This is a genomic window from Sulfurospirillum tamanense (genome assembly GCF_016937535.1).
Classification (GTDB): domain Bacteria; phylum Campylobacterota; class Campylobacteria; order Campylobacterales; family Campylobacteraceae; genus Sulfurospirillum_B; species Sulfurospirillum_B tamanense.
This window is the reverse complement of the sequence record NZ_JAFHKK010000017.1, coordinates 16429-38250: the sequence shown is the minus strand read 5'-3', so window position 1 is coordinate 38250 and position 21822 is coordinate 16429. Positions and strand designations below refer to the sequence as shown.

At 43.4% G+C, this 21822-nt stretch carries 23 protein-coding genes; 1 reads left to right on the top strand and 22 read right to left on the bottom strand.

What is annotated here, in order from left to right; all coding sequences use genetic code 11:
• Window positions 1–93 precede the first annotated feature (93 nt).
• The 7 genes from JWV37_RS08415 to JWV37_RS08385 all read right to left on the bottom strand — a co-directional run bounded on the left by JWV37_RS08415 (window position 94) and on the right by JWV37_RS08385 (window position 10523).
• Window positions 94–1182 (bottom strand): cobalamin B12-binding domain-containing protein, encoded by a 1089-nt coding sequence (locus JWV37_RS08415; RefSeq protein ID WP_205459350.1) that lies wholly within the window; start codon window positions 1180–1182, stop codon window positions 94–96.
• Complete coding sequence (locus JWV37_RS08410; protein WP_205459349.1) at window positions 1179–3551, bottom strand: GGDEF domain-containing phosphodiesterase; 2373 nt, start codon at window positions 3549–3551, stop codon at window positions 1179–1181. Before JWV37_RS08410 ends, JWV37_RS08415 begins: the two co-directional genes overlap by 4 nt.
• Window positions 3548–6853 (bottom strand): CheR family methyltransferase, encoded by a 3306-nt coding sequence (locus tag JWV37_RS08405; RefSeq protein ID WP_205459348.1) that lies wholly within the window; start codon window positions 6851–6853, stop codon window positions 3548–3550. The genes JWV37_RS08410 and JWV37_RS08405 overlap by 4 nt, the downstream gene beginning before the upstream one ends.
• Window positions 6854–6980: 127 nt before the next feature.
• Complete coding sequence (locus JWV37_RS08400) at window positions 6981–7796, bottom strand: phosphatidylserine decarboxylase (protein ID WP_205459347.1); 816 nt, start codon at window positions 7794–7796, stop codon at window positions 6981–6983.
• Between the two features lies 1 nt (window position 7797).
• On the bottom strand, window positions 7798–8916 hold the full coding sequence (locus JWV37_RS08395; protein WP_205459346.1) for a metallophosphoesterase: 1119 nt from the start codon (window positions 8914–8916) through the stop codon (window positions 7798–7800).
• Window positions 8917–8937: 21 nt separating this feature from the next.
• Window positions 8938–10263 (bottom strand): alanine/glycine:cation symporter family protein, encoded by a 1326-nt coding sequence (locus JWV37_RS08390; protein WP_205459345.1) that lies wholly within the window; start codon window positions 10261–10263, stop codon window positions 8938–8940.
• A 62-nt stretch (window positions 10264–10325) separates the two neighbouring features.
• Complete coding sequence (locus JWV37_RS08385) at window positions 10326–10523, bottom strand: hypothetical protein (RefSeq protein WP_205459344.1); 198 nt, start codon at window positions 10521–10523, stop codon at window positions 10326–10328.
• Between the two features lie 233 nt (window positions 10524–10756).
• Between JWV37_RS08385 and JWV37_RS08380 the strand changes: the two genes are divergently transcribed.
• The gene (locus JWV37_RS08380; protein ID WP_205459343.1) at window positions 10757–10975 is read left to right on the top strand and encodes a cold-shock protein; all 219 of its coding nucleotides are present in this window, start codon (window positions 10757–10759) and stop codon (window positions 10973–10975) included.
• Window positions 10976–11016: 41 nt separating this feature from the next.
• On the opposite strand, the gene JWV37_RS08375 is transcribed toward JWV37_RS08380, so the two are convergent.
• The 15 genes from JWV37_RS08375 to JWV37_RS08305 all read right to left on the bottom strand — a co-directional run bounded on the left by JWV37_RS08375 (window position 11017) and on the right by JWV37_RS08305 (window position 21678).
• On the bottom strand, window positions 11017–12372 hold the full coding sequence (locus tag JWV37_RS08375; RefSeq protein ID WP_240332119.1) for an aspartate kinase: 1356 nt from the start codon (window positions 12370–12372) through the stop codon (window positions 11017–11019).
• Window positions 12373–12374: 2 nt separating this feature from the next.
• Entirely contained in the window at window positions 12375–12782 is a 408-nt protein-coding gene (locus tag JWV37_RS08370; RefSeq protein ID WP_205459342.1) for an ectoine synthase, read from the bottom strand.
• A gap of 1 nt (window position 12783) precedes the next feature.
• Complete coding sequence (gene ectB, locus JWV37_RS08365) at window positions 12784–14061, bottom strand: diaminobutyrate--2-oxoglutarate transaminase (RefSeq protein WP_205459341.1); 1278 nt, start codon at window positions 14059–14061, stop codon at window positions 12784–12786.
• 131 nt (window positions 14062–14192) lie between these two features.
• Window positions 14193–14681: a diaminobutyrate acetyltransferase gene (gene ectA / locus JWV37_RS08360; RefSeq protein WP_205459340.1), complete on the bottom strand. Its 489-nt coding sequence runs from the start codon at window positions 14679–14681 to the stop codon at window positions 14193–14195.
• 174 nt (window positions 14682–14855) lie between these two features.
• Window positions 14856–15980, bottom strand: a complete 1125-nt coding sequence (locus JWV37_RS08355; RefSeq protein WP_205459339.1) for a tRNA nucleotidyltransferase/poly(A) polymerase-related protein — start codon at window positions 15978–15980, stop codon at window positions 14856–14858.
• On the bottom strand, window positions 15977–16294 hold the full coding sequence (locus JWV37_RS08350) for a CiaD-like domain-containing protein (protein ID WP_205459338.1): 318 nt from the start codon (window positions 16292–16294) through the stop codon (window positions 15977–15979). The genes JWV37_RS08355 and JWV37_RS08350 overlap by 4 nt, the downstream gene beginning before the upstream one ends.
• Window positions 16285–16533: a tetratricopeptide repeat protein gene (locus tag JWV37_RS08345; protein ID WP_205459337.1), complete on the bottom strand. Its 249-nt coding sequence runs from the start codon at window positions 16531–16533 to the stop codon at window positions 16285–16287. Before JWV37_RS08345 ends, JWV37_RS08350 begins: the two co-directional genes overlap by 10 nt.
• Entirely contained in the window at window positions 16530–17600 is a 1071-nt protein-coding gene (gene leuB / locus JWV37_RS08340; RefSeq protein WP_205459336.1) for a 3-isopropylmalate dehydrogenase, read from the bottom strand. Before leuB ends, JWV37_RS08345 begins: the two co-directional genes overlap by 4 nt.
• Window positions 17597–18109: a 3-isopropylmalate dehydratase small subunit gene (locus tag JWV37_RS08335; RefSeq protein WP_205459335.1), complete on the bottom strand. Its 513-nt coding sequence runs from the start codon at window positions 18107–18109 to the stop codon at window positions 17597–17599. Before JWV37_RS08335 ends, leuB begins: the two co-directional genes overlap by 4 nt.
• 92 nt (window positions 18110–18201) lie before the next feature.
• The gene (locus tag JWV37_RS08330) at window positions 18202–18819 is read right to left on the bottom strand and encodes a LysE family translocator (protein ID WP_205459334.1); all 618 of its coding nucleotides are present in this window, start codon (window positions 18817–18819) and stop codon (window positions 18202–18204) included.
• Between the two features lie 22 nt (window positions 18820–18841).
• Entirely contained in the window at window positions 18842–19165 is a 324-nt protein-coding gene (locus JWV37_RS08325) for a branched-chain amino acid transporter permease (RefSeq protein WP_205459333.1), read from the bottom strand.
• Window positions 19158–19826, bottom strand: a complete 669-nt coding sequence (locus tag JWV37_RS08320; RefSeq protein ID WP_369407669.1) for an AzlC family ABC transporter permease — start codon at window positions 19824–19826, stop codon at window positions 19158–19160. The genes JWV37_RS08325 and JWV37_RS08320 overlap by 8 nt, the downstream gene beginning before the upstream one ends.
• Before the next feature lie 77 nt (window positions 19827–19903).
• Window positions 19904–20071: a hypothetical protein gene (locus JWV37_RS08315; protein WP_205459332.1), complete on the bottom strand. Its 168-nt coding sequence runs from the start codon at window positions 20069–20071 to the stop codon at window positions 19904–19906.
• Between the two features lie 9 nt (window positions 20072–20080).
• Window positions 20081–20869: a flagellar basal-body rod protein FlgG gene (gene flgG / locus JWV37_RS08310; RefSeq protein ID WP_205459331.1), complete on the bottom strand. Its 789-nt coding sequence runs from the start codon at window positions 20867–20869 to the stop codon at window positions 20081–20083.
• A gap of 5 nt (window positions 20870–20874) precedes the next feature.
• Window positions 20875–21678, bottom strand: a complete 804-nt coding sequence (locus JWV37_RS08305) for a flagellar hook-basal body protein (RefSeq protein WP_205459330.1) — start codon at window positions 21676–21678, stop codon at window positions 20875–20877.
• Between the last annotated feature and the right edge of the window lie 144 nt (window positions 21679–21822).

Here is a 21822-nt window from a genome sequence, read left to right as displayed (position 1 = left end):
TCTGCTTTCTCCTCAACCATCGCATCAAGGTGTTGGCAAGCCCCTCTTAAAACATCATATTTTTTGCCTCTAAACAACACCGCACTCCCTTTGCTACTGTTTTTTTACAAACGCCAAGACTTCTTCAAAATTCATGCACACTTTGCTTTTTTCTTCAACCTCAAACGCAACCCCTAGATGCCTAAGAGCATTACCCCCTAGGGCAATGGAGCCACGAAAACCAACAGCATCTGAGCGCAAGTAGCGAATCAATTCTTGAAGTTCCACTAGATGCACCTCAAGGGTTACAGAAAGAACTAGCACATCAGGTGCCGTTTCTGCCACCGCTCCTGCAATCTCTTCCATGCTTAAATCTGCCCCTAAATAATACGCTTTAAATCCGTAGAACTCCAAAAGTTTAGTGATGGTTTTCGCACCAATGGCATGCAGTTCCCGTGGCGCAGTAGCCACCAAAACAACCACGTCGTTCTCTTTTTCCAAGCGGTGGGTATCAAAATGTGCAAACATTTCCATACTCAAATCCCCTACTTGTTCGCTTATCATGTGTTCTTTAGCCACACTAATCACACCCTCTTCCCACTCAAAACCTACCCGCTCCATCACAGGGCTAATAATCCTGTAAAAAAAGCTCAAAAACTCCTCTAGTGTGGTGCATTTTTCAAGAACATATGCTTTCAAAAGAGCATAATCACGCCGCAAAAGCCATGCGTAGGCTTGATTAATCTCTGCAACATCTTCTGAACTAAAGTGCATATATTTAGCCTGTTTAATCCGCGTGTGAGCATTAACAAGATAATCAAGGTGCTCTTTAATGTACATGTAAAGCTCTTTGAGTTGTAAACACAAAACAGGAGGCAAAAAACGCTCATACGCCTCTTCCCAAAGATGCAGTTCATACAAGAAAAAAGAGCTATCTAGCCCGTAGTGAGCCAAGCGTCGGTAAATCCATGCAAAATTATCCAGCAGCAAATTCTCCAAAGGAAACCGGAGTGTTGTTTTGATGAGCTTTTGATGAAACTCAAGATGGTTGTGCAGCCCTTCTCTTCCAAGGGAAGCCACAGCCTCATTGGCTAGCTCCACTGTACTTGTGGTAATGGCCTCATAAACGCTAAAAAGCACCTCATAGTCGTGTTGGGCATAAAGGGTTCTAGACCCTTGAGAAAACTGAGGAATCAGGCTCATAAGGACTCCTTCATGTAGGTAATAAACGCTTCAAAAGGCAAGGGCTTGGCGTAATAATACCCCTGACAAACATCGCATCCTAAGTTTTTTAACACAGCGGCTTGCTCCTTGGTCTCCACTCCTTCGGCGTGCACTTTCATGCCAAAAATCTTTGCCATCGTTACGATAGCTTCCACAATGGCCATATCTTCGTGGCTTTCCAAACACGCCCTGACAAAACTTTGGTCGATTTTTAATTTGTCGATGGGAAGATTTTTAAGGTAGTTTAAAGAGGAGTACCCTGTCCCAAAATCATCCAATGCAATGTGCAACCCACTTTTACGCAAATACCCAATGGTTTCTACTGCTACATGTGGGTTTCTCATGAGGTAAGTTTCAGTGATTTCAAGCTCAATCATAGAAGGAGCAATAGCAAAATCTTCAAGTTTAGCAGTCACTTTTTGTGCATAATCTTCACTAAAAAATTCTTGGGAAGAGACATTAATGGCAAGGGTAAAGGGCTTATTTTTATGCAGATGTGGCCCAAAACGCAGCGCATCTTCAAGGCATTTTTCAAATACAAGAGCACTAAGTTCTAGGATTAAGTTATTTTCCTCTGCAAAGGCGATAAACTCCCCAGGCGCAACAGTGCCCCTAGTGGGGTGATGCCAACGCAACAGTGCTTCTGCGCCAAGAAGCGTGTCTGTTTTAAGACATACGATAGGTTGGTAATACATCTCAAATTGGTCTTGCGTAATGGCAAGGTTAAGGTCACTCATCAAAGCAGAGCGCTTGAGTACTTTGTCGGTAAAAAGAGTGTTGTAAACCATTACTCCGTTGCGTCCGCGAGATTTGATTTCATACATAGCAGTATCAGCATGCTTGCTTAATGTTCCAGCATCTTCTCCATGGTCAGGATAAACAGCAATCCCAATAGAAAGGCTCATGAAAAACACATTCCCTTCAATCTCAATGGGAGCTTTCACTGCTTCATTGATTTTATTTGCAAGCTCCAAAGCATCTTCGTAGTGTTCAAGGCCTTCGATAAGGACATTGAATTCATCGCCCCCAATGCGAGCAATGACATCGCTTTGGCGCAAGGTTTTTTGTATTTTTTTGGCAATATGGCGCAACATAATGTCGCCAATAGCATGACCGTGTGTGTCATTAACCTCTTTAAAATGGTCTAGGTCAATAAACATCAACGCAAGTTTTTTGCCGCGTCGTTTTGCCGAAGAGAGCGCATGGTTAAAAAGATTTTCAAATTGCACGCGGTTACACAAGCCTGTGAGTTGATCAAAATTTGCATAATAGTGTAGTTTTTTATCGGTTTCTTTCAAAGAAGAAATGTCTGTAAAAATAGCCATATAGGTAGCATCTTCAGCATTTGCTTCGGTGAGTTTTGTCACAGAGAGCCATTCGGGGTAAATTTCACCATTTTTACGCTTGTTCCAAATTTCCCCTTGCCATCTTCCATTGTGTTGAAGGCTATCCCACATGTATTCATAAAACTCTTTTTCATGAATGCCCGATTGTAAAATCGAAGGTGTTTTTCCAATGATTTCATCGCGCGTGTAGCCAGTGATGAGTGAGAAAGCGCGGTTAATGGAGATGATTTTATTTCTAGAGTCAGTGATAATCATCCCTTCTTGTGCATTTTCAAAAAAAACAGAAGCCCTTTCTAGCCGTTGAACATAGTGCTTCTCATCAGTAACCTCCTGACAAAGATGCACAACGTAATGGGATTTTAGAAGGTAAAAAAAAGAGCGAAACCACTGCCCCTTTTGCTGACGCTCCATTTGAAAAACACCTTTGGCTTTTAAGTTGGCCAAAATGGTTTTAAATTCTTCTTTGCACTGGCTAAGCTCATCAAAAGAAAAGGTATCAAAAGCACTGGTAGTTCTATGGTTGGCTTCAAGGTATTTGATGTTGGCGTAATATAAAATTCCGCTGAGATTAAACACCCCTATTTTGATAATGTTTAAATCAATCACATCAGAAAGTACTTCGTTTTTTTGTCGCAAAACCTCTTGCTTGTGCAATAACTGCAATTGTGCATCGATATAAGCCATCAGGCGATCGACATCCAAGGGTTTTCCCATAATAAAATCAATACTTTGTGCTACCAAGGGAGAGATGCGTAGCTGCTCCAAAGGATACGGGGAAATTAAAATCAATTTTCCCGTATTGGGCTTCTTACATGTATGCACTTTGCCCAAAAGGCCAATTTGCTTTCTGCTCGTAAAATCACAAATCACAAGGTCGTAATAATGTTGTTTTAGCTGCTCATCACCCAAACCCCATTCATCTATCTCTGTCGTGATGGTTTCAAATAGCCTTTTGTAGAGGGAGAAATGTTGTGACTGATTCGAAACAACAAGTATTTTCATGTAAAATCCAAGCTAACCTCAAGGGTTGTCCCTTCTGATTTAATAGAAAAAAGACCCCCAAATGCTTCATTAAAATGAATCTTCAACAGGTCAACATTGTTGGTTTTTTCCATATCAAAACCCTTTAAATCTAAAGCATCCAAGATAAAAGTGAGTCGTGGAGTGTTATCACCAACCAGTTCACTCTTTACATGTAAAGTAGAAGCGCTTGACGTAGTTGTTCGAACTTTTGCAAAAATAAAAAGCTCACACAAAGCCAAGAAAAGGATTTTTGTATTTTTTGTATTTTTAGGGCATTTTAAGCTCTCATCCAAGTCAAAATCAACAGTAATGTCATTTTCCGCCAAGGTAAATTCAAGAATTTCAAAGGTCTGCTTAAGCATGTCATACACCGATTGTTCGCGATGATGCAACCCAATGTTGTAGTACGAGATTAAGGTATCAAGTTCTTTATTGAGGTTGTTAGCAATGTCCCCGAGCCCTTTGGTTGTTTCATCTAGTTTTTTACATGTAGAACACTCCACAGGAAGGCTCTTTAAAAGCAACATAACATTGCTTAAGTTGTTGCGCATAGAGGTTCCAAGGTCTAGCATCGCATAATGCATCAGGTCAAACTTGATAGCAAAAAGCTCATAGTAGCCTTTGGATTTTAACTCTCCAAGGCTTTGGCTTAATTTCTCATCAAGCATTTTTTGGTGTTCTTGGCTGGTGCGCTCATACTCTCGCACATTGCTTCTTAGGTGGTGTATCTCGGTGATATCCACCAAAGAAAAGACCGCCCCATAAAAACGTCCCTCAACATCAAACAATGGCGCACCATTAATTGAAAGGTAGGTGGTATTGCCACCAATCTCTACGGTTTGTTTTGCACCCAAAAGAGGCTCATATGTTTTTTTGATGACACTAAAAGGCAAATGTTCATTAGGGATGGGGTTCCCGTCAAAATCCTTAATATTCCACGCTGAGGAATCGTAAGTACGTGTAAGAAGTTGCTTTTTGCTCAAAACAAACAGGCGCTCGGCTACTGCGTTGGCAAAGATAATATTGCCAATATCATCCGTCATAATAATAGCCACAGGAGCTGTGTCTAAAATCCCTTCGGTAATCTCTTTTTGTTTACGGTAGTCACTGGTTTGGTCTTTAAGTTTATTGCTTAGTTCTTCCAGTTGTGTGGTGCGTTTTTCTTTGTCATCGTACAGAGCCTTGAGCTCTGTGTAGGCAGTTTGAAGCTCTTCGTTGGTGCTTTGAAGCTCTTCGTTAGTAGTCTCTAGTTCTTCGTTGGAACTTTGTAACTCTTCGTTAGAACTTTGCAACTCTTCGTTTAAAGATTGCATCTCTTCGTAGGAGGTTTCAAGCTCTTCAATGACATTTTGCAGATGTGCTTTTGTGCTGTCTAGTTCAAATCCAAGTTTTTGAATGGTTTCACTTTCTGAATCTCCCTGGCTAATATGCCCACGGATAAACTCTGGCTTTTCAGCTTGAAAAAAGAGGACGCTTAGCCAGTCTTCATTACGCTCATCTTGCATGGGCACGACCACTACACGTAAGTAACGCACCACATCCTCAAAAATATGCACACTGCGAAAAGGAGTAATACGAATCTGATGCTCTCTTTGCGCCTCGTTGAGGGCTGAACGAAGGTCTAGGGAGATTTCATCATGAACGGAGCGAAAAATATTGTTACTGATTTTACCCTCGCCATGGCGCAGATAGGGAATAGTGCCTTTAATGTAGATAATTTCATGACTACTGTTAATCACTACGCATTGATTAAGCAAGTATTGCATCGTGGCGCCAACGACTTTTTCTTCAAGATTCTCCTCATCGTTTTTGCGTGTTTTTTCCTTTGGTTCTTCGTAATCTTTGTATTTGGTAGAAAAATTGAACATCTTGGGAGGTTCTTTGATACCCGTGTACTGTGCCTTGTAAATTTTTCTTGTTTTGTCTAGTTGCGTGTATAAATCATAGTGGCTACCAATGGTTTCAGATTTTCCAAGCACTAAAATGCCTGCATCCTTTAGTGCATAATGGACAATAGGGAAAAATTTGTTTTGCAAAGCAGTTTCAAAATAGATGAGCACATTACGGCAACTCACCAAGTCCATGCGTAAAAACGGAGAATCGCTTAAAATGTTGTGTTTTGAAAAAATTACCAACTCACGGATAGATTTCTTGACCTCGTATTGGTTTTTTTGGACGGTAAAATACTTTTGAATCATTTGCTTTTCTACACCTAAAAGGTTCGCTTCTGCATACACACCCGCACGAGCAATCTTAAGGGCTTCATCATCAATATCCGTGGCAAAAATTTTGATTTTGTAGCGGTTGATTTTTTCTCCCAATACATCACTTAAAAAAATAGCAAGAGAATAAGGCTCCTCTCCTGTAGAACACCCAATGGACCAAAAACGAATCTCCTCCCCTTGCTCTTTTTTGGAGACAATCCCTTCAATATAGCTTTTTAGGGCCTCATACACTTCCTTGTCTCTAAAAAATTGCGTCACTCCGATTAAAATATCATGATAGAGCGCATTGACCTCTTCGGGATTGTTTTTAAGTGTTTCTACGTACGTTGCCAAAGAGTCAATTTTTAGTGCCGCCAACCGCCGTTCAATCCGACGAATGAGCGTGCTCTTTTTATACAGAGAAAAATCCACCCCTTTTTCATTAAAAACAATCCGATAAAGCCGCCCCAAATGGCTCTCGTTCAATGCCTCATCAATAGGTTTGCCCATATTTTGGATAATGCTTTTAAGTTCTGCGCCAATAGACTCAATAGGTACGACCAAATCTACTTTGCCAGTATTAATGGCAGAAACTGGCATGCCGTCGTATTTGGCCGTATTGGGGGATTGGGCAAGAGTAATGCCCCCTTCGGCTTTAATGGCTCGCATTCCAAAGGCGCCATCACTTCCCGTGCCCGAGAGAATCACGCCAATAGCTTTGTCTTGGTACGCTGTTGCTAAAGAGGAAAAAAAGTAATTAACTGAGGGTTTTGGACCAAAGGCTTGTTCTAAATTTTTAAGATAGATTTTTCCACTCTTAACGTAGATGTCTGTATTTTCGGGAGTCATATAGACGGTTTTTGGGCGAATAACCAAACCATTTTTTGCCTCCAACACAGGCAAATTCGTCACCCGAGAGAGCAAATCTACCATCATGCTTTTATGGGTTGGGCTTAAATGTTGCGCGATAATAAAGGCGCAATTAGGAATAGAAGGCAGTGTAGTCAAAAACCCCTGAAGCGCCTCAAGTCCTCCTGCGGATGATCCGATTCCTACAACAACCAACTCTTGAGACATAGAACAATCCTTATGGCTAAGTTGGATTATTATACAAAAAATAAATAAAATCAAAACCTAATATTTGTTTAAAATTACAACAATTGTTATTTTTAGCAGAGGTAATATTTATTACTAAAAAAGCACTTTATCGGCTTGCAAGCAGCTCCCCAAAACGAACCTTTTGTCCTTCAAATTTGCCTAAAGCAAGACGGGGATTTTCAAACAACATGACAATGGTTGAACCCATTTCAAAAAAGCCAAGTTCTGCCCCTTTTTCCATCCACAGTGCTTCGTACATGTAAAAAGAGTGCCTGCTTTCTTTGGCGTTTGTCTGAATACGTTCATCAAAATGAAAACGCATTTTACCCACATTTAACGCCCCCACAAACACCATATAAAAACGCTCGCCCAGAGCATCTTCACACACCAAAACCACCCGCTCATTTTCGCAAAAGAGTTGCGGTTGTTTTTTAAGCCACCGAAAGTTTACAGGAAAAAGCTTGCCAGGAATGTGATGTGCTTCAACAATCTTCATGTGGCACGGAGCATGGTAACGGTGATAATCCCGTGGCGAGAGATAAAGATTAAAAAACTCACCCCCCTCTAAGGCCTCTGCACACCGCTTTGGAATGTAATCTCCAAGGAGCTTTCCAATAGAATACTCCCTGCCCTTAATTTGTAACGCCATTCCTTGTTTAATGTGCCCACAAGCACTCACTACTGCGTCACATGGACTGATATATGCTCCCTTATCGCCCTCTAAGTGTCGAGGTCGCACCAGAGCTCTTGTAAAAAGTCGCGCAAGACTTACATAACTGCCAAGAGAAGCAAAATCACGCATGTCAAGGCCAAAACCCCACACATAAACACGATTAATAGCTTGCTGTAAAGGTTTAGGAAAGCGAGTGGAGGCAAAGACGCCAAAAACACGAGAGGCAACGGAAGTAAGATGACGTTTCATATTAGGACCTTAAGGTGAGTTTTACAATTTCAGAGGGGGCATTCACGCGCACAGGCGGCCCCCAGTATCCCACACCACTGCTCACAAATACTTGTGTACATGCAGTGTGTTGATACACGCCATATAGATAAGGTTGGTCTAGCAACACCAATAACCCAAAAGGGAAAATCTGCCCTCCATGCGTGTGCCCGCATAGGACCAAATCAATCGGCTCATCACCCTTTAAATGGGTTATATATTTAGGTTGATGCGCTAAAAGCACGGTGGGCAAATTTGGATTATGGCCCGCAAGCGCAGCAGCAATATCAGGCACTAAAGGATGGTTCATGCGATGTGCCATCACATCATACACCCCCGCAAGATTAATCCCACCCACTTGCACGTGGGTATTTCCCAGCACCTTTACATGTAACGTTTTCAGGTGGGTTGAAATTCCCTCTATTCCATGAAAATATTCATGGTTTCCAGGCACAAAATAAACTCCAAATTTAGAGCGAATATCCCTTAAAGGGTCAAGAACATCGCCTATTTTCTCCACACTCAAATCCACCAAGTCCCCTGTGATGACAACAATGTCTGCATTAAGGGTGTTGATGACTTGAACAACCTCTTCTAAAAACGGTCGGCCTAAGACTTTACCAATATGCACATCCGTAATCTGCACCACCTCCAAAGGTTCAGCTAAACCTTTAAGGCGTAAGGTTACTTCAGTGACTTTAGAGGAAGAGAGCCCGCCCAAAAACCCCTTAGCCATATATGAAATCGCCAAAATCAGCATTGTCACATCTAAGATGCTTTTAAGCACCATTCGGCGTGAAGCGTCGTAGCTTTTGCGCATCAACGGCACGTGTACCAAATCATACACCAAAGCCACACAAAAGAGCATAAACGAAATACCAAGCAAAGAGGCAATAAAAAAGAAAATTTGTGAACCAAGCACATCAAAACGCAAGGTCATCAAAAAAAGTATCTCCAGCCCCACCACAACAACCATGCCCCACTTTAACCACGGGCGCACCTTGGCAAAAATATCGATGCGCCCCAAAAACCGCGTGTACGCGTAGTAGTTCATCCCCACGATAATAAGTGTAGCAAGGAGAGCAAAAAGGGCTCTAAACATACAGCTTCTTTACATGTAAGGCTATCGCGCCTTAAAGTAACGCGAGGTTTCTGAGCTCACCACATTGGAAAGCAACAATAAAGCAATAAGGTTAGGAATAGCCATCATGCCATTCATCATATCGGAAAAATTCCACACAAATTCTAACTGCAACATAGCACCCACCATAACACCAGCGATAAAAAGCACACGGTAAAGACGCACCAAGCGAGACCCAAATAAGAACTCAAAAGCCTTTTCGCCGTAATAACTCCAACCCAAAATGGTCGAATACGCAAACAATACCGTGGCAACACTCACCACAAACACCCCCGTAGCTCCAAGGTGGTGCCCAAAGCTTAGCATTGTAAGCTGACCAGCGCTCACCCCTTCTTGCCAAAAAGGAGACATTAAGATGATAAGGGCTGTCATGGTACACACCACAAGGGTATCAATAAAGGTTTGGGTCATCGACACAAGAGCCTGCTTCACAGGGTCGTTGGTTTTAGCAGCCGCAGCAGCAATGGGCGCAGAACCAAGGCCTGATTCGTTGGAAAAGACCCCACGCGCAATACCAAAGCGAATCGCCGCAGCAATGGTCGCCCCAGCAAAACCTCCGCCTGCAGCGATGGGGTTAAAAGCGTGGTAAAAAATAAGCCCGAAAGCACCACCAATTTTGTCCACGTTCATCACTAAAATCACCAACGCAAACCCTACGTAAACAATAATCATAAAAGGAACCAAATAGGATGTAAACCGTCCGATGGAGCGAATTCCACCCAAAATCACCAACGCTGTCAACGTCAAAAGCACCAATCCTGTCACCCAAGTAGGAATGTTTAGTTGAGAACCTAGCACCTCTGCCACTGCGTTAGATTGGGTCATATTACCTATCCCAAAAGCCGCACATGCCGTAAAAAACGCAAAAGCAGTCCCAAGCCACGGCATATTTGCACCGTAGGTAAGGTAATACATCGGGCCTCCCTTAAAACCAAGGGCACCTTCTTTGCGGTATTTTACCGCCAGTACGGCTTCGGAGTATTTTGTTGCCATTCCCACAAGCCCCGTAAGCCACATCCAAAACACAGCACCTGGCCCTCCAAGGGTGATAGCCGTTGCCACGCCAACGATATTACCAATCCCTACTGTCGCAGCAAGAGCCGTCATAAGTGCTGCGAAATGGCTAATCTCGCCCTTAGCACCCTCTTCTTTGGCAAAAATCATCTTTAGCGCATGTGGCAGGGCCCAAAATTGCATAAACTTTAGCCGAACGGTTAGATAAACTCCTGTTCCAACCAAAAGCGTCAGCATGGGAACTCCCCACACAAAAGAAGAGATGCTTGCAACAAGCCCTTCAATGGTCTCCATTCCTACTCCTTGTGCATGTCAAAATTTCGACCAAATGGTACAAAAAGGGGGCTTAAATAACCCTAGCTTTGCCCTTTTTTCTCCTTTTTGAGCCTATCGATAGCTTCTTGCATTGCCTTAATAATAAACTCTGCCGCCACAAGGGCATCGTTCTCAGGAACATCCCACGTAAAGATACGCATGCGGTTATGAAACACCTCCTCCACCTCTGCTATGATGGCTTCTTTTTCCTTTTCGTATTCCTTGCGTTCAATTTTCATTTTTTCTCCTTTATGCTACACCATCATAACAAATTGAACCTTCTCACACAAATTCCTTGCGCTTTCCCTAAAATTGCGGTATGATACAGCGTTTGAAAGATGAGTGTGAGTTTCATCTTGGTTTATCTATCTGTGTGACCTTCCGTTAGCAGAGTAAATTCACCCTAAGAATACTTCACAATATATTTCGACCACCACCAGCAATGGGGTGTATTTTACCCAAAGGAATTGCCATGGCAACTCTACAAAACGGAACCGTTAAATGGTTTAACAACGACAAAGGTTTTGGATTTATCCAACCAGAAGATGGAAGCAAAGATGTATTCGTACATTTTCGCCAAGTAAACAACACTGGTTTTGGTCGTGTTAGCCTAGACGAAGGTCAAAAAGTAACATTTGAAATCGGACAAGGACAAAAAGGTCCTCAAGCAGAGAACGTAACAGCTCTCTAGTCTCCTTCTCCAAAGGCGCTAAGCGCCTTTGGAACTTCTTCTTACTTCTTCAAAATCAATTTTTTATACAACAATTCTAGCGCCCTGTCTGCATGCTGTTGTGCAACCCCAATGTGAAACGATATTTTAGCAGGTCCGTGGTCAAGCATTTCAATGTCTATATGATTTTCCTTGAGTGTCCATACTGCATCAGCAATCACTGAAGAGTTGTATTTCATTCCAATACCTACCATACTAATAATCGCTACATCATAGACCACTTCGAGGGCATCGGGTGTGAGTTGCGATTCAATATCTGCACGCAAATTATTGATATTGCCTGCTAAATCTTCTTTTTTTAACAATACAGCAATGTCATCTTTATCTGTAGGATAATGGTAGGTTTTTATGCCGTATTTGTTAAAAATACTTAACAATCCTTCGGTAAACCCAATGGTTTCCCCCAAACCTTCTTTTTCGAGATAAATATAGGCCATGTGATCCAACCTTGCAATCCCCACAACATCCTCATCAGGCACACGCTCATTTAAAATCATCGTACCTGCAAAGGAGGGACGGTTGGTGTTGCGAATATTGATAGGAATGTTGCTTTTACGGCAATTATTCATGGCATCAAAATGAAAAACATTAAACCCTTTTGAAGAAAGTAGTCGGATTTCTTTAAATGTAAGGCGAGGGATAACATCGCTCTCTTTTACGATACGAGGATCCGCTTCATAAACCCCATTAACATCACTCCAGTTTTCATACAAGACCGCTTCCACCGAATACGCCACCTCGCCACCCGTCAAATCCGAACCACCGCGCGAAAGCACTGCAATGTCGCCCTCTTTAGTTACTCCATAAAATCCTGGAATCACACACACTGACTCACACCCTTTAAGCTTTGCTAAATTGACATGAGCTTCAGGCAAAACTTTCGCATTTAAAAAATCGCTACTCAATAAAAAGCCTCCCTCCTCAGGGAGCCAAAGCGTGGCATCAATCCCACAAAGGTTAAAATAGGCTGCAATGATTTTTGCGTTGTAATGCTCTCCGCGTGAAGCTAAAAAGGCAATCTTTTTTTCACCCTCCAAGGAAGTATTTAAATCTGCTTCTAAGGACTTTAGCAAACCCTCATCAGGGATTTTTAGCACCTCAATCAAGCCAGAAAATTTGTCAAAAATAGCTTTTTTGCTCTCTTTGGCTGTCACCTTTTTGGCTAAATGCTTTCCATTGGTCGCGAGATTTACCAAGTGATCTGTGATTTTTTGATGGTAGGCCTCGTCTCTGCCTGGCGCAGAGACGACCACATACTTTCTGTTTTTGCTGTCACCAACAATATTTTTGACTTTTTCAATTTGCCCAGCATTTTCTACCGAACTTCCCCCAAACTTACACACTATTTTGCGCTTCAAGTCTACTCCTGCTCTTTGTCTTCAATCAAAGGGTATACCCCATCACCATCGTGGTTTTCTGTCCCCACAATCGGAGGATTAAACACACAAATAAGCCGCATATCTTCCGTGCCGCCATAAAGATTATGGTCGTCATGGTTATTGAGGGCGTACATCACACCATCATAAATTTTGTGCCGCTTACCTGTAGTCAAGTCTTCAATTTCTCCATTTCCTGCTACGCAATAAACAGCTTCAAGGTGATTTTTGTAGTGGATATGGGTTTTGGTGCCTTTGCGAATAATGGTCTCATGAAAAGAAAAGCCCATTTTGTCATCCTTTAAGAGCATCCTGCGGCTTGTCCATTGCCCCTCTTTGGCATGCACTTCGCGCTCTGTTCCTATAATATCTTTAATGTCTCTTACAATCATTTTAATACTCCTGAGTTAAACGTTCTTTTTTTTCTACAAAAACCGCTTCAAGGGCTTTTTCAAAGCGGTTAATGCCCTCATTCAATGTCTCTTCGTCTATCAACAAAGGGGGTAAAAATTTAACAACTTGGTTCTCAGACCCTGCTGTTTCGATAACCAATTTATTTTCAAAAGCTTTTGCAGAGACTTCGCCTGCGATGGAAGCGTCATTTTTAATTTCAAATCCATACGCCAATCCACGCCCACGCACTTCTATCTCATACTCAGGGTGTTTTTGAGCAATCTCTTCAAGGCGCTTCCGCAAAATATTTTCTTTGTATTTTACCGCATTGGTTAAATCATCGCTACTCCAGTATTGTTCCATCGCTACACGCGCTGCCACAAAAGCAAGGTTGTTTCCACGAAATGTTCCTGTGTGCTCTCCTGGATTCCACTGGTCAAGTTCGGGTTTAAATAAAATCATTGCCATTGGCAAACCACCACCAATGGATTTAGACAACGTAACAATGTCGGGCTTAATACCTGCAAATTCAAAACTAAAAAATTCTCCCGTACGACCATTGCCTACTTGAATATCGTCAATGATTAATAGCATGTCGTATTCATGACACAAGCTTTCAAGCTCTTGTAACCACGCTTTAGAAGCAACATTGATACCACCTTCACCTTGAATGGTTTCCACAATTACCGCTGCGGGCAAATCAAGACCACTGCTGCTATCACTCAAAAATTTGCGAAAATACTCCAGAGTGTTCATGTCACCCAAATACCCATCGTATGGCATAAAGGAGACATTAGTGCGGCTAATGTAGCTCTCGTCGCGGTAGTCGTTGTTTCCCGTAACCGCCAAGGAGCCTTGTGTTAACCCATGAAACCCGTTGGAAAAAGAGACAATGTTGCTGCGTTTTTTCACCATTCTGGCAAGCTTCAATGCTGTTTCCACAGCATTGGTGCCTGTTGGGCCTGTAAATTGCATCACGTATTCAAGGTTTCTGGGTTTTAAGATGCTATTTTGAAAGGTCTGAATAAACTCTTTTTTGGCAGTTGTTGCCATGTCGAGCCCGTGCACAATGCCATCGTTTTGCAAATACTCAATCACTGCTTTACTAATATGCTCGTTATTATGTCCATAATTAAGGGTTCCTGCTCCTGCAAAAAAATCAATAAATTCATCACCACTTTCGTCTGTTAAAATAGCACCTTTGGCAGTTTTAAAAATAGTAGGAAACGAGCGAATATACCCTCGTACTTCCGATTCATGGTTTTCAAATACTCTCATTGTTTTTCCTTGTACATGTAAATAGAGTTTTTACAAAACTCTTGGTGCCTTTAAAATAAACCTTAAAGACTCCGTTAGCGCTAAGTTCTGTTTGACACAAACGCGCACCTAAATGGATTTCTAAATGAACACTAGTGTAGTGGCCCGATAGTGTAGAGCATTTCCGCCTCATGGCCATCTTCGCCAAACAGCGTACCTTCAAATCCCATCTCCTGCTCTAGTGCTGCATTATGCAAAGTAGCCACGCGCTCAAATAGTCGCTTGGAAGGGGTATTGGAAGGAGTAATGGTTGTGTGTATCCACGAGATTGCAGGCAGTTGTTTTAGTAATTGCTCAATCATTCGCACTGCCAAACCTTGACCTCGCATGCTCTCATCTACCGCCACTTGCCACACAAAAAGTGTTTGAGGACTCTCGGGGAGCTTGTACCCACTCACAAAACCCACCACTTTTTCGCCTACGGTTGCCACAATACTAGTTTGTCTAAAATGGCTTGCAACAAGCATATACACATAACGTGAGTTCACATCAAGAGGCTTGGAGCGAACGACGAGGGAAAAAAGTTGAGGGCTGTCTTCAAGGGTGGGGCAACGAAACTCTAAAGAATGTTGTTCTTGCACGGATCTCCTTGTCGTATTTTACAAATATTATCGCTGTAAAAATACTTAATTTCGGTTTAAAAAACCGTGCTTTTAGTATACTAAATAAATCTTTGATGTATATTAACGACATGATTTATGGTATTTTTTTACATCTTTTATGTAAATCTACCCTTTACATGTAACGCTTACCCTTTACATGTAAAGGGATTTTGCCCGTGCCCTAATCCGTCTACGCAACTCTTCCCCAAGGGTCTTTCCACAAAACCCCTCCGCCATCACCTCTTCCACGCGCACGCCACCATCAAAGACGCACTCATAAACACCCAGTGCCCGTGCCCGTGCCTCATAGCCAGGTCGCGCTATGCCTACCCATGTTTTTAATGGGCGCGTTAATGCCACTTGTACCAACTCATAATCGCTCATGTGCTCATGCCCAAAGGGAGTTTTTTCCAAAAAACGACGGTAACGGGAAGGTAAGGCGAGTTTTTGAACCACCATTGAGGCATCAAAGTCAAAGTAATGACAAGCAACAAAAAGCCAAAGGTAGGGCCTAAGAGAAGGAGGGCAATAGGGCAAATGGCGCATTAAAGCGCGAGAAAATTTAGCAACAGCACGCCACGAAGGGGTGATGCCAAAAAGTGTATCAAAAAGTCCAAGACGGTACATGTAAAGCACCCCATGCGCAACAAAAGGTGCGATGAAAAGTTTTTCAAGTTCCCATGTAATTCGCGTTTGACTTAACTCCAAGATATTTAACTTTTTCATAATTTCTTGTGTTTGGGGCGCAATATGAAAGCCAAAACTTGCCGCAAAACGCACCCCACGCAAAACCCGCAAGGGATCTTCGCCAAATTTTTGGGCATCTACCAAGCGCAATACGCCCACTTTTAGATCCACACTTCCGCCCCAAAAATCCACCAGCTTTTCATCAAAAAGATGAAGCATTAGTGCATTGATCGTAAAATCTCGCCGCTTGCTTGCAAGACGTTCATCTTGACACGCGCGCACTTCAAACCCCTGATGCCCTTTGGCCACTTTGGTCTCAAGGCGCGGCAAAGAGAGGTCGATGTCCCCAAACTTGTAGACAAAAAAGGATTTTCCCACACCCTTAGCACCCCATGAGTGCATTAGGGCATCAAACGCCTCTGGCGCGATGTCGTAGACTTCAATGTCTATGTCTTTAACGGGGCGACCAAGAAGTAAATCTCGGACCGCGCCACCGACAATATAAGCACGAGAAGTATGGGAAAATAGAAGGGTTTTAAGGGAAGAAAGTTGTCTTAAAAGCGCAGGAGAAAGTGCGGCAAGCGGGCTCATTTTCCCCGAGACTTCTCCGCTTTTTCAAGCTCTTCTTCGATGGAAGCGAGCAGGTACTCTAAAAAGTTGAGGGTTAAATCCACCTTGGCTTCGATGTTTTTATTGTTGGGTGCTTGAAACCCTTCAAACAAGACTAAAATGCGCTCTCTGACATTTCTTAAAAAGCGAGTATCGTCTGCGGTCTCCTCTTTTTGAGGCTCAAGCGCAGGCTCTTTTGGGGTAGAAATTTCTTCTTTTTTTGGAGGCTCAGGGGGTGTTTTTACTTCGTTATCTAACTCTGCCAAGGTTGAGAGAATCATGTCTTTTAGTTCCATAGTTTTGCAAGCCACCTTTCAAATTCCATAAATTCTACCTCGCTGTCCATGTTGACAAAAAAGGCCTTCATCTCTTCGTTAACGCCAAGGTATTTCTTACGAATACCACACAACCTACGAATGGCTACCTTGGCTTCTTTATTTTGGGGTTCTTTTTTTAAAATTTCTTTATAAATTTCCAACGCCTCTTCTTTGAGACCTTGGAGTTCGTAAACGCTAGCAAGAGTCAGGGTGTTCATACTTTGGCGACGTAGCTTGCGATAATAGAGCCAATTTCACTGGTTGAACACACCTCTTTTGCCTCATATGCCGAGAGGTCTTTGGTGCGGTAGCCCTCTTTAAGTACTTGTTGCACCGCTTTTTCAATGCGACTAGCCGCACTCTCTTCGCCAAGTGCAAAACGCAACATCATGGCTGCGGATAAAATCGTCGCGATTGGGTTAGCAATGCCTTGACCGGTAATATCAGGAGCAGAACCATGAATAGGCTCAAACAACCCTACTTGCCCACCCACAGAAGCGGAAGGTAAAAGGCCAATGGAGCCACTTATCATACTGGCCTCATCGCTCAAAATATCACCAAAAATATTGCCTGTTAAAACCACATCAAATTGCTTTGGATTGCGAATCATTTGCATGGCAGCGTTGTCCACGTACATGTGAGAAAGAGAAACTTCAGGGTACTCTTTGGCTACTTCTTCGACAGTCTCTCGCCACAATTGACTCACTTCCAAAACATTGGCTTTATCTACAGAACAAACTTGCTTACGGCGTTTCATAGCGCTCTCAAAAGCTACTTTAGCAATGCGCACAATCTCTTCCTTAGTGTACACCATCGTGTTGTATGCACGCTCAGCCTCTTTGGCGCGGGGTTGGCCAAAGTAAATCCCACCGGTAAGTTCGCGCACGACCATCATGTCCACACCTTTGAGCACTTCGGGCTTCAAGGTGCTAGCATTGACTAGCTCATCATACACTGACACGGGGCGCAAATTAGCAAACACGCCCAAGGCTTTGCGCAGGTTCAAAAGGCCTGTTTCAGGACGTTTTTCTCGCGGAAGCGTGTCCCATTTTTCACCACCAATAGCACCAAATAAAATAGCATCTGCTTTAAGACACCCTTGCACCGTCTCTTCTGGAAGCGGCTCGCCAAACACGTCAATAGCAGCCCCGCCCATCAAAAAATCGCTATAACTAAGCTCAAAATTTTCATGAGAGGAGACAGCATCAAGCACCTTAATAGCTTCGTCAATAATCTCCGGCCCAATGCCATCACCCTTAATGATAGCTAACTTGTATTGCCTCATGCGCGATCTCCTTTTGAAGCGGCAAGTTCCATTTTGGCGTACTCCATAAGACCACCTGCTTGGATAAGTTCTTGCATAAAAGGAGGAATGGGGGAAAACTGATAACTTGCTTGCGTTGCTTCATTGACGATGGTGCCCTCAGAAGGAGAAATGGAGATTTTGTGACCTTCCTTAAAGGCTTCGGTGTTAGCCAGTTCAAAGATGGGCAAACCTGTATTAAACGCATTGCGGTAAAAAATACGCGCATAGCTTTTGGCCACAATAGCGGCGACTCCTGCAGCTTTTAAAGCGATGGGGGCATGTTCACGGCTGCTCCCGCACCCAAAATTTTCCCCTGCTACAATCACATCACCCGGTTGCAATTTAGAAACAAAATCAGGGTCTGCGTCTTCCATCACGTGCTTGGCAAGTTCTTTGGGGTCTGAGGTGTTAAGATAGCGTGCGGCTATGATTAAATCTGTGTCGATATTGTCACCAAAACACCAAATGTTTCCAGTAATAGTACTCATGAAAATCCTTACATGTAAAGAAGAAATAGGGAACATTCTAACCAAAAAGTGGTATAAGAAAGATTAAATTCCAAAAGGGCATTGTGCTAAAATTACTCCAAAGCCAACCACACGCCAACCCCCATCATCAAAACCCCTGCGATTTTATTGAGCATTCTGACGTGTTTTTCTTGTTGCAACAACGCGCGCAAAGAACTTCCTCCAAGGGCATAAAGCATTAACGAACACCACTCAATCACCAAAATGATCCCCACCAAGATGGCAAGTTGCCCAAATAAAGGCCGTTCATACGCGATAAAAGGAGGCAACAACGCGATAAAAAACGCCCACCCTTTTGGGTTGGCAACCGCCGTCACAAAGCCTTGCAACATCAGCGTAAGCGGCGGAATGGCGCCTGTTTTTTTATCACTACTCAAAGACATTTTGCCACGCGAGCGCCACAACTGCACCCCAAGATAAATCAAATACGCTCCCCCAACCCACTTAAACACGGTAAAAAAATCAGGATACGCAAGCATCACTACCGCCACACCCACAACCGAACACACTGCCACAAGCCCTACCCCCACGAGTTCACCCGCCATCATCCACAACGCACGCTTAAATCCCACGCTCATCCCAAGGGTCATAGCCAAGGTCATACACATGCCAGGCGTCACCGAAACAGCGATAAACGTGGGGATAAAAAGCATCAACGCAGCACTACTCATCACTTATTCCTTACATGTAAAGCTAAAACACATATTGCACCAACACCATGTACAGCCCCGTTGCCACGACAATGCTCATGAGCGCATTGTTAAACCTCATATGCATCGCTCCTGCAACTACAATCCCAAGAAGTTCCGGCACGCCATAAGGATACACTCCAAAAGGCACATCGCGAATCGCGTAAAAAACCAAAATCACCATAATCATCACGGGCATATGTTTTTCAATCAAACGCACCAAGGGGCCTGGTTCGCGCTTGGCAAAAAACACAAAAGGCAAAATCCGTGTCACATAGGTAGCAAGAGCAGCCAGAGCGATGCCTTGTATCAGGTACATTTCACTCATCCATCCACCCCTTAAGCCCAATGAGCAATCCCGCCGCAAGTGCTAGGGAGATAATCAACATCTTCGCGCTAGGCAAAATCACCATGCCCGCCATGCCAATCAGCAAGGCCACCATGAGCGGTTTGGGATTAGGTTGCTTGCGGTAGAGTTCGATGGAAAGTACCACAAACAAAGCCGTCAGCGAAAACGCAATGCCCGTGTAATCAAAAGGCACAATACTTCCAAGACCCGCCCCAAGGAGTGTTCCGACCACCCAATAAAACTGGTTAAGCGCGGTGATTTGCACGTAGGTTTTTTCACGGTTTTGGGGAGACATAGAGGCGGTTTTTAGCAAAGCAAAGGTTTCATCCGTGAGGCCAAAAATGAGGTAGTGCTTTCCTTTGCCCATTCCCTTGAACGTACTAATCATGGAAAGTCCGTAAAAAGAGTGGCGTAAATTAAGCAAAAACGTCGCCACGCCAATCTCTAGCAAGGTCGCGTTTGCCGCAAACAAACTCAAGGCCAAAAACTGCCCCGCACCAGCAAAAATAAACATGCTCATCGCAAAAGCATAATGCCATGGAATTAACATTGAAGAAGCCAACAAACCAAAGGCCATCCCCAAAGGAATATACCCCATCATCACTGGAATTGTTAGTTTTATCACATTACCAAACCGCACGCAACCCCTTTGATTAGACCCCTACTCTTTACATGTAAGGCACGTTACAAGAAAAAAAGGATTTTAACACAACAGCGCTAAGGGGTTTCTTTTTTGTGGATATGTTGCTCCAAATAGCGTTGCGCGCTCTCATTGGGGGCTTTGGGGCGCTCTATACGCTTTTTTGGTTCAGTATCTGAGAAATAAATCGCATCCACCGTCCATGCCAAAATAATCGCCGCAATGAGAGGAATGATGAGTAGCATTACCCTACCTTATCGTTTGAGTTGGTTCACCGTTTGCAACATTTCATCTGAGGTGACAATGGCCTTAGAGTTAGCTTCGTAGGCACGCTGTCCGGTGATGAGGTCCGTCATCTCTTCCACAAGTTGCACGTTGCTCATCTCCACAAACCCTTGGCGCACTTGGCCAAACCCATTCAGGCCCGGTACACCCAAGATAGCATCGCCCGAGGCATTAGTATTGATAAAATTATTATCCCCCAAAGAGTGAAGCCCTGCTGGGTTGATAAAGTTGGCAATCTCAACTTGCCCAATTTCATTCATTTGGGTATCCCCTGCTTGCAACACCGACACGGTGCCATCTACGCCGATGGAAATTTGTGTCGCATCTTCAGGCACCACGATTTCGGGGATTAGCCTGTAGCCGTCACTGTTTACCACGTTGCCCTCGCCATCAAGTTTAAACGCTCCATTTCGGGTAAAAGCAACCGTACCATCGGGAAGCTGGACTTGAAAAAACCCTTTACCAGTAATGGCAAGGTCAAGGTTATTGGTCGTCTCTTTAAAGTTTCCCTGAGTAAAAATCTTAGTAATGGCCGTCGGTCGCACACCCAAGCCCACTTCAATGCCCGTAGGCGATTGGGTTGTGGCGGAGGTAGCCGTTCCTGCGTATTCCATCGTCTGGTAAAACAAATCGGCAAATTCAGCGCGTTGTTTTTTATACCCAATGGTATTGACGTTTGAGATATTATTAGACGTGGTGTCGATTTGAAGTTGTTGGGCTTTCATGCCTGTTGCGGCAGTGTAAAGTGAGCGAATCATCGTTATTATCCTTTAACGTTTGCTAATTTATTAATGGCTTCACTGTTAAGATCATCCATGTGAGAGGTCATTACTTTTTGGTACATTTCTACCATGCGCTGGGCCTCAATGAGCCCGACCATTTCCCGCACAGGATTGACGTTGCTCATTTCTAAAAACCCTTGGGCTACCACATCCGCTTCCTCGAGGGCACGCACCTGATTCTCATCTTCAAAAATATACAAATGATCGCCCTCTTTAGTGAGTCTTCTTGGGTCTTCGGCTTGCGCAATGTAAAGGGCATTAACCACATCGCCATCGGCATATAAATTACCATTAGCATCAGCCGTAACGGTTGCTTCAGGTGCAAACTCGATGTATTGATTGGTCTGGAAAAAATTAGCAGGCAACACGGGATAACCTTCCTTGGTGCTTAAAATTCCCTCTTCATTCAGAGTAAACGCACCGTTTTGGGTCAAACGAATACCCTGAGGCGTCTCTACCATAAAAAACGCATCATCGCGCTTGAGGGCAAAATCAAAAGGATTGCCCGTAGCCTTTACGCCTCCTTGGGAAAAGGTCACATACTGCTCGCTCACCTGCGGCACACGGTCAATATTGCGATTAATAAATTTAGCCGCTTCCTTAGTATGATTACGCAAAGGAAGTTCATCTCTTACCTCTTGGTAAATGCGGCTAAAATCTGCAATAACCACATCATCGCGCTTAAAAGCAGGGGTGTTGATATTGGCAAGGTTATTTGAAATCACATCCAGCTTGTTAAACTGTGTGACCATGGCTCCTGTGGCTACATAAAATCCATTTTGCATACAAAACCTACCTTCACTCTGTGTCTTGCACAATATAAGCAATGAGTGTTCCATGTCTAATGCGTGAAAAAGCAAGGCGATTTTAGTGCTTTTTAATATCATTTGGGTATAATATGGCCTTTTTCAAATCCAAACTTTACACCT

What these genes read in the sequence shown, in the direction of transcription:
- JWV37_RS08415 (WP_205459350.1), bottom strand. Translation starts at nt 1,182, where the DNA reads ATGAGCCTGATTCCTCAGTTTTCTCAAGGGTCTAGAACCCTTTATGCC.
- JWV37_RS08410 (WP_205459349.1), bottom strand. Translation starts at nt 3,551, where the DNA reads ATGAAAATACTTGTTGTTTCGAATCAGTCACAACATTTCTCCCTCTAC.
- JWV37_RS08405 (WP_205459348.1), bottom strand. Translation starts at nt 6,853, where the DNA reads ATGTCTCAAGAGTTGGTTGTTGTAGGAATCGGATCATCCGCAGGAGGA.
- JWV37_RS08400 (WP_205459347.1), bottom strand. Translation starts at nt 7,796, where the DNA reads ATGAAACGTCATCTTACTTCCGTTGCCTCTCGTGTTTTTGGCGTCTTT.
- JWV37_RS08395 (WP_205459346.1), bottom strand. Translation starts at nt 8,916, where the DNA reads ATGTTTAGAGCCCTTTTTGCTCTCCTTGCTACACTTATTATCGTGGGG.
- JWV37_RS08390 (WP_205459345.1), bottom strand. Translation starts at nt 10,263, where the DNA reads ATGGAGACCATTGAAGGGCTTGTTGCAAGCATCTCTTCTTTTGTGTGG.
- JWV37_RS08385 (WP_205459344.1), bottom strand. Translation starts at nt 10,523, where the DNA reads ATGAAAATTGAACGCAAGGAATACGAAAAGGAAAAAGAAGCCATCATA.
- JWV37_RS08380 (WP_205459343.1), top strand. Translation starts at nt 10,757, where the DNA reads ATGGCAACTCTACAAAACGGAACCGTTAAATGGTTTAACAACGACAAA.
- JWV37_RS08370 (WP_205459342.1), bottom strand. Translation starts at nt 12,782, where the DNA reads ATGATTGTAAGAGACATTAAAGATATTATAGGAACAGAGCGCGAAGTG.
- ectB (WP_205459341.1), bottom strand. Translation starts at nt 14,061, where the DNA reads ATGAGAGTATTTGAAAACCATGAATCGGAAGTACGAGGGTATATTCGC.
- JWV37_RS08355 (WP_205459339.1), bottom strand. Translation starts at nt 15,980, where the DNA reads ATGAGCCCGCTTGCCGCACTTTCTCCTGCGCTTTTAAGACAACTTTCT.
- JWV37_RS08350 (WP_205459338.1), bottom strand. Translation starts at nt 16,294, where the DNA reads ATGGAACTAAAAGACATGATTCTCTCAACCTTGGCAGAGTTAGATAAC.
- JWV37_RS08345 (WP_205459337.1), bottom strand. Translation starts at nt 16,533, where the DNA reads ATGAACACCCTGACTCTTGCTAGCGTTTACGAACTCCAAGGTCTCAAA.
- leuB (WP_205459336.1), bottom strand. Translation starts at nt 17,600, where the DNA reads ATGAGGCAATACAAGTTAGCTATCATTAAGGGTGATGGCATTGGGCCG.
- JWV37_RS08335 (WP_205459335.1), bottom strand. Translation starts at nt 18,109, where the DNA reads ATGAGTACTATTACTGGAAACATTTGGTGTTTTGGTGACAATATCGAC.
- JWV37_RS08330 (WP_205459334.1), bottom strand. Translation starts at nt 18,819, where the DNA reads ATGAGTAGTGCTGCGTTGATGCTTTTTATCCCCACGTTTATCGCTGTT.
- JWV37_RS08325 (WP_205459333.1), bottom strand. Translation starts at nt 19,165, where the DNA reads ATGAGTGAAATGTACCTGATACAAGGCATCGCTCTGGCTGCTCTTGCT.
- JWV37_RS08315 (WP_205459332.1), bottom strand. Translation starts at nt 20,071, where the DNA reads ATGCTACTCATCATTCCTCTCATTGCGGCGATTATTTTGGCATGGACG.
- flgG (WP_205459331.1), bottom strand. Translation starts at nt 20,869, where the DNA reads ATGATTCGCTCACTTTACACTGCCGCAACAGGCATGAAAGCCCAACAA.
- JWV37_RS08305 (WP_205459330.1), bottom strand. Translation starts at nt 21,678, where the DNA reads ATGCAAAATGGATTTTATGTAGCCACAGGAGCCATGGTCACACAGTTT.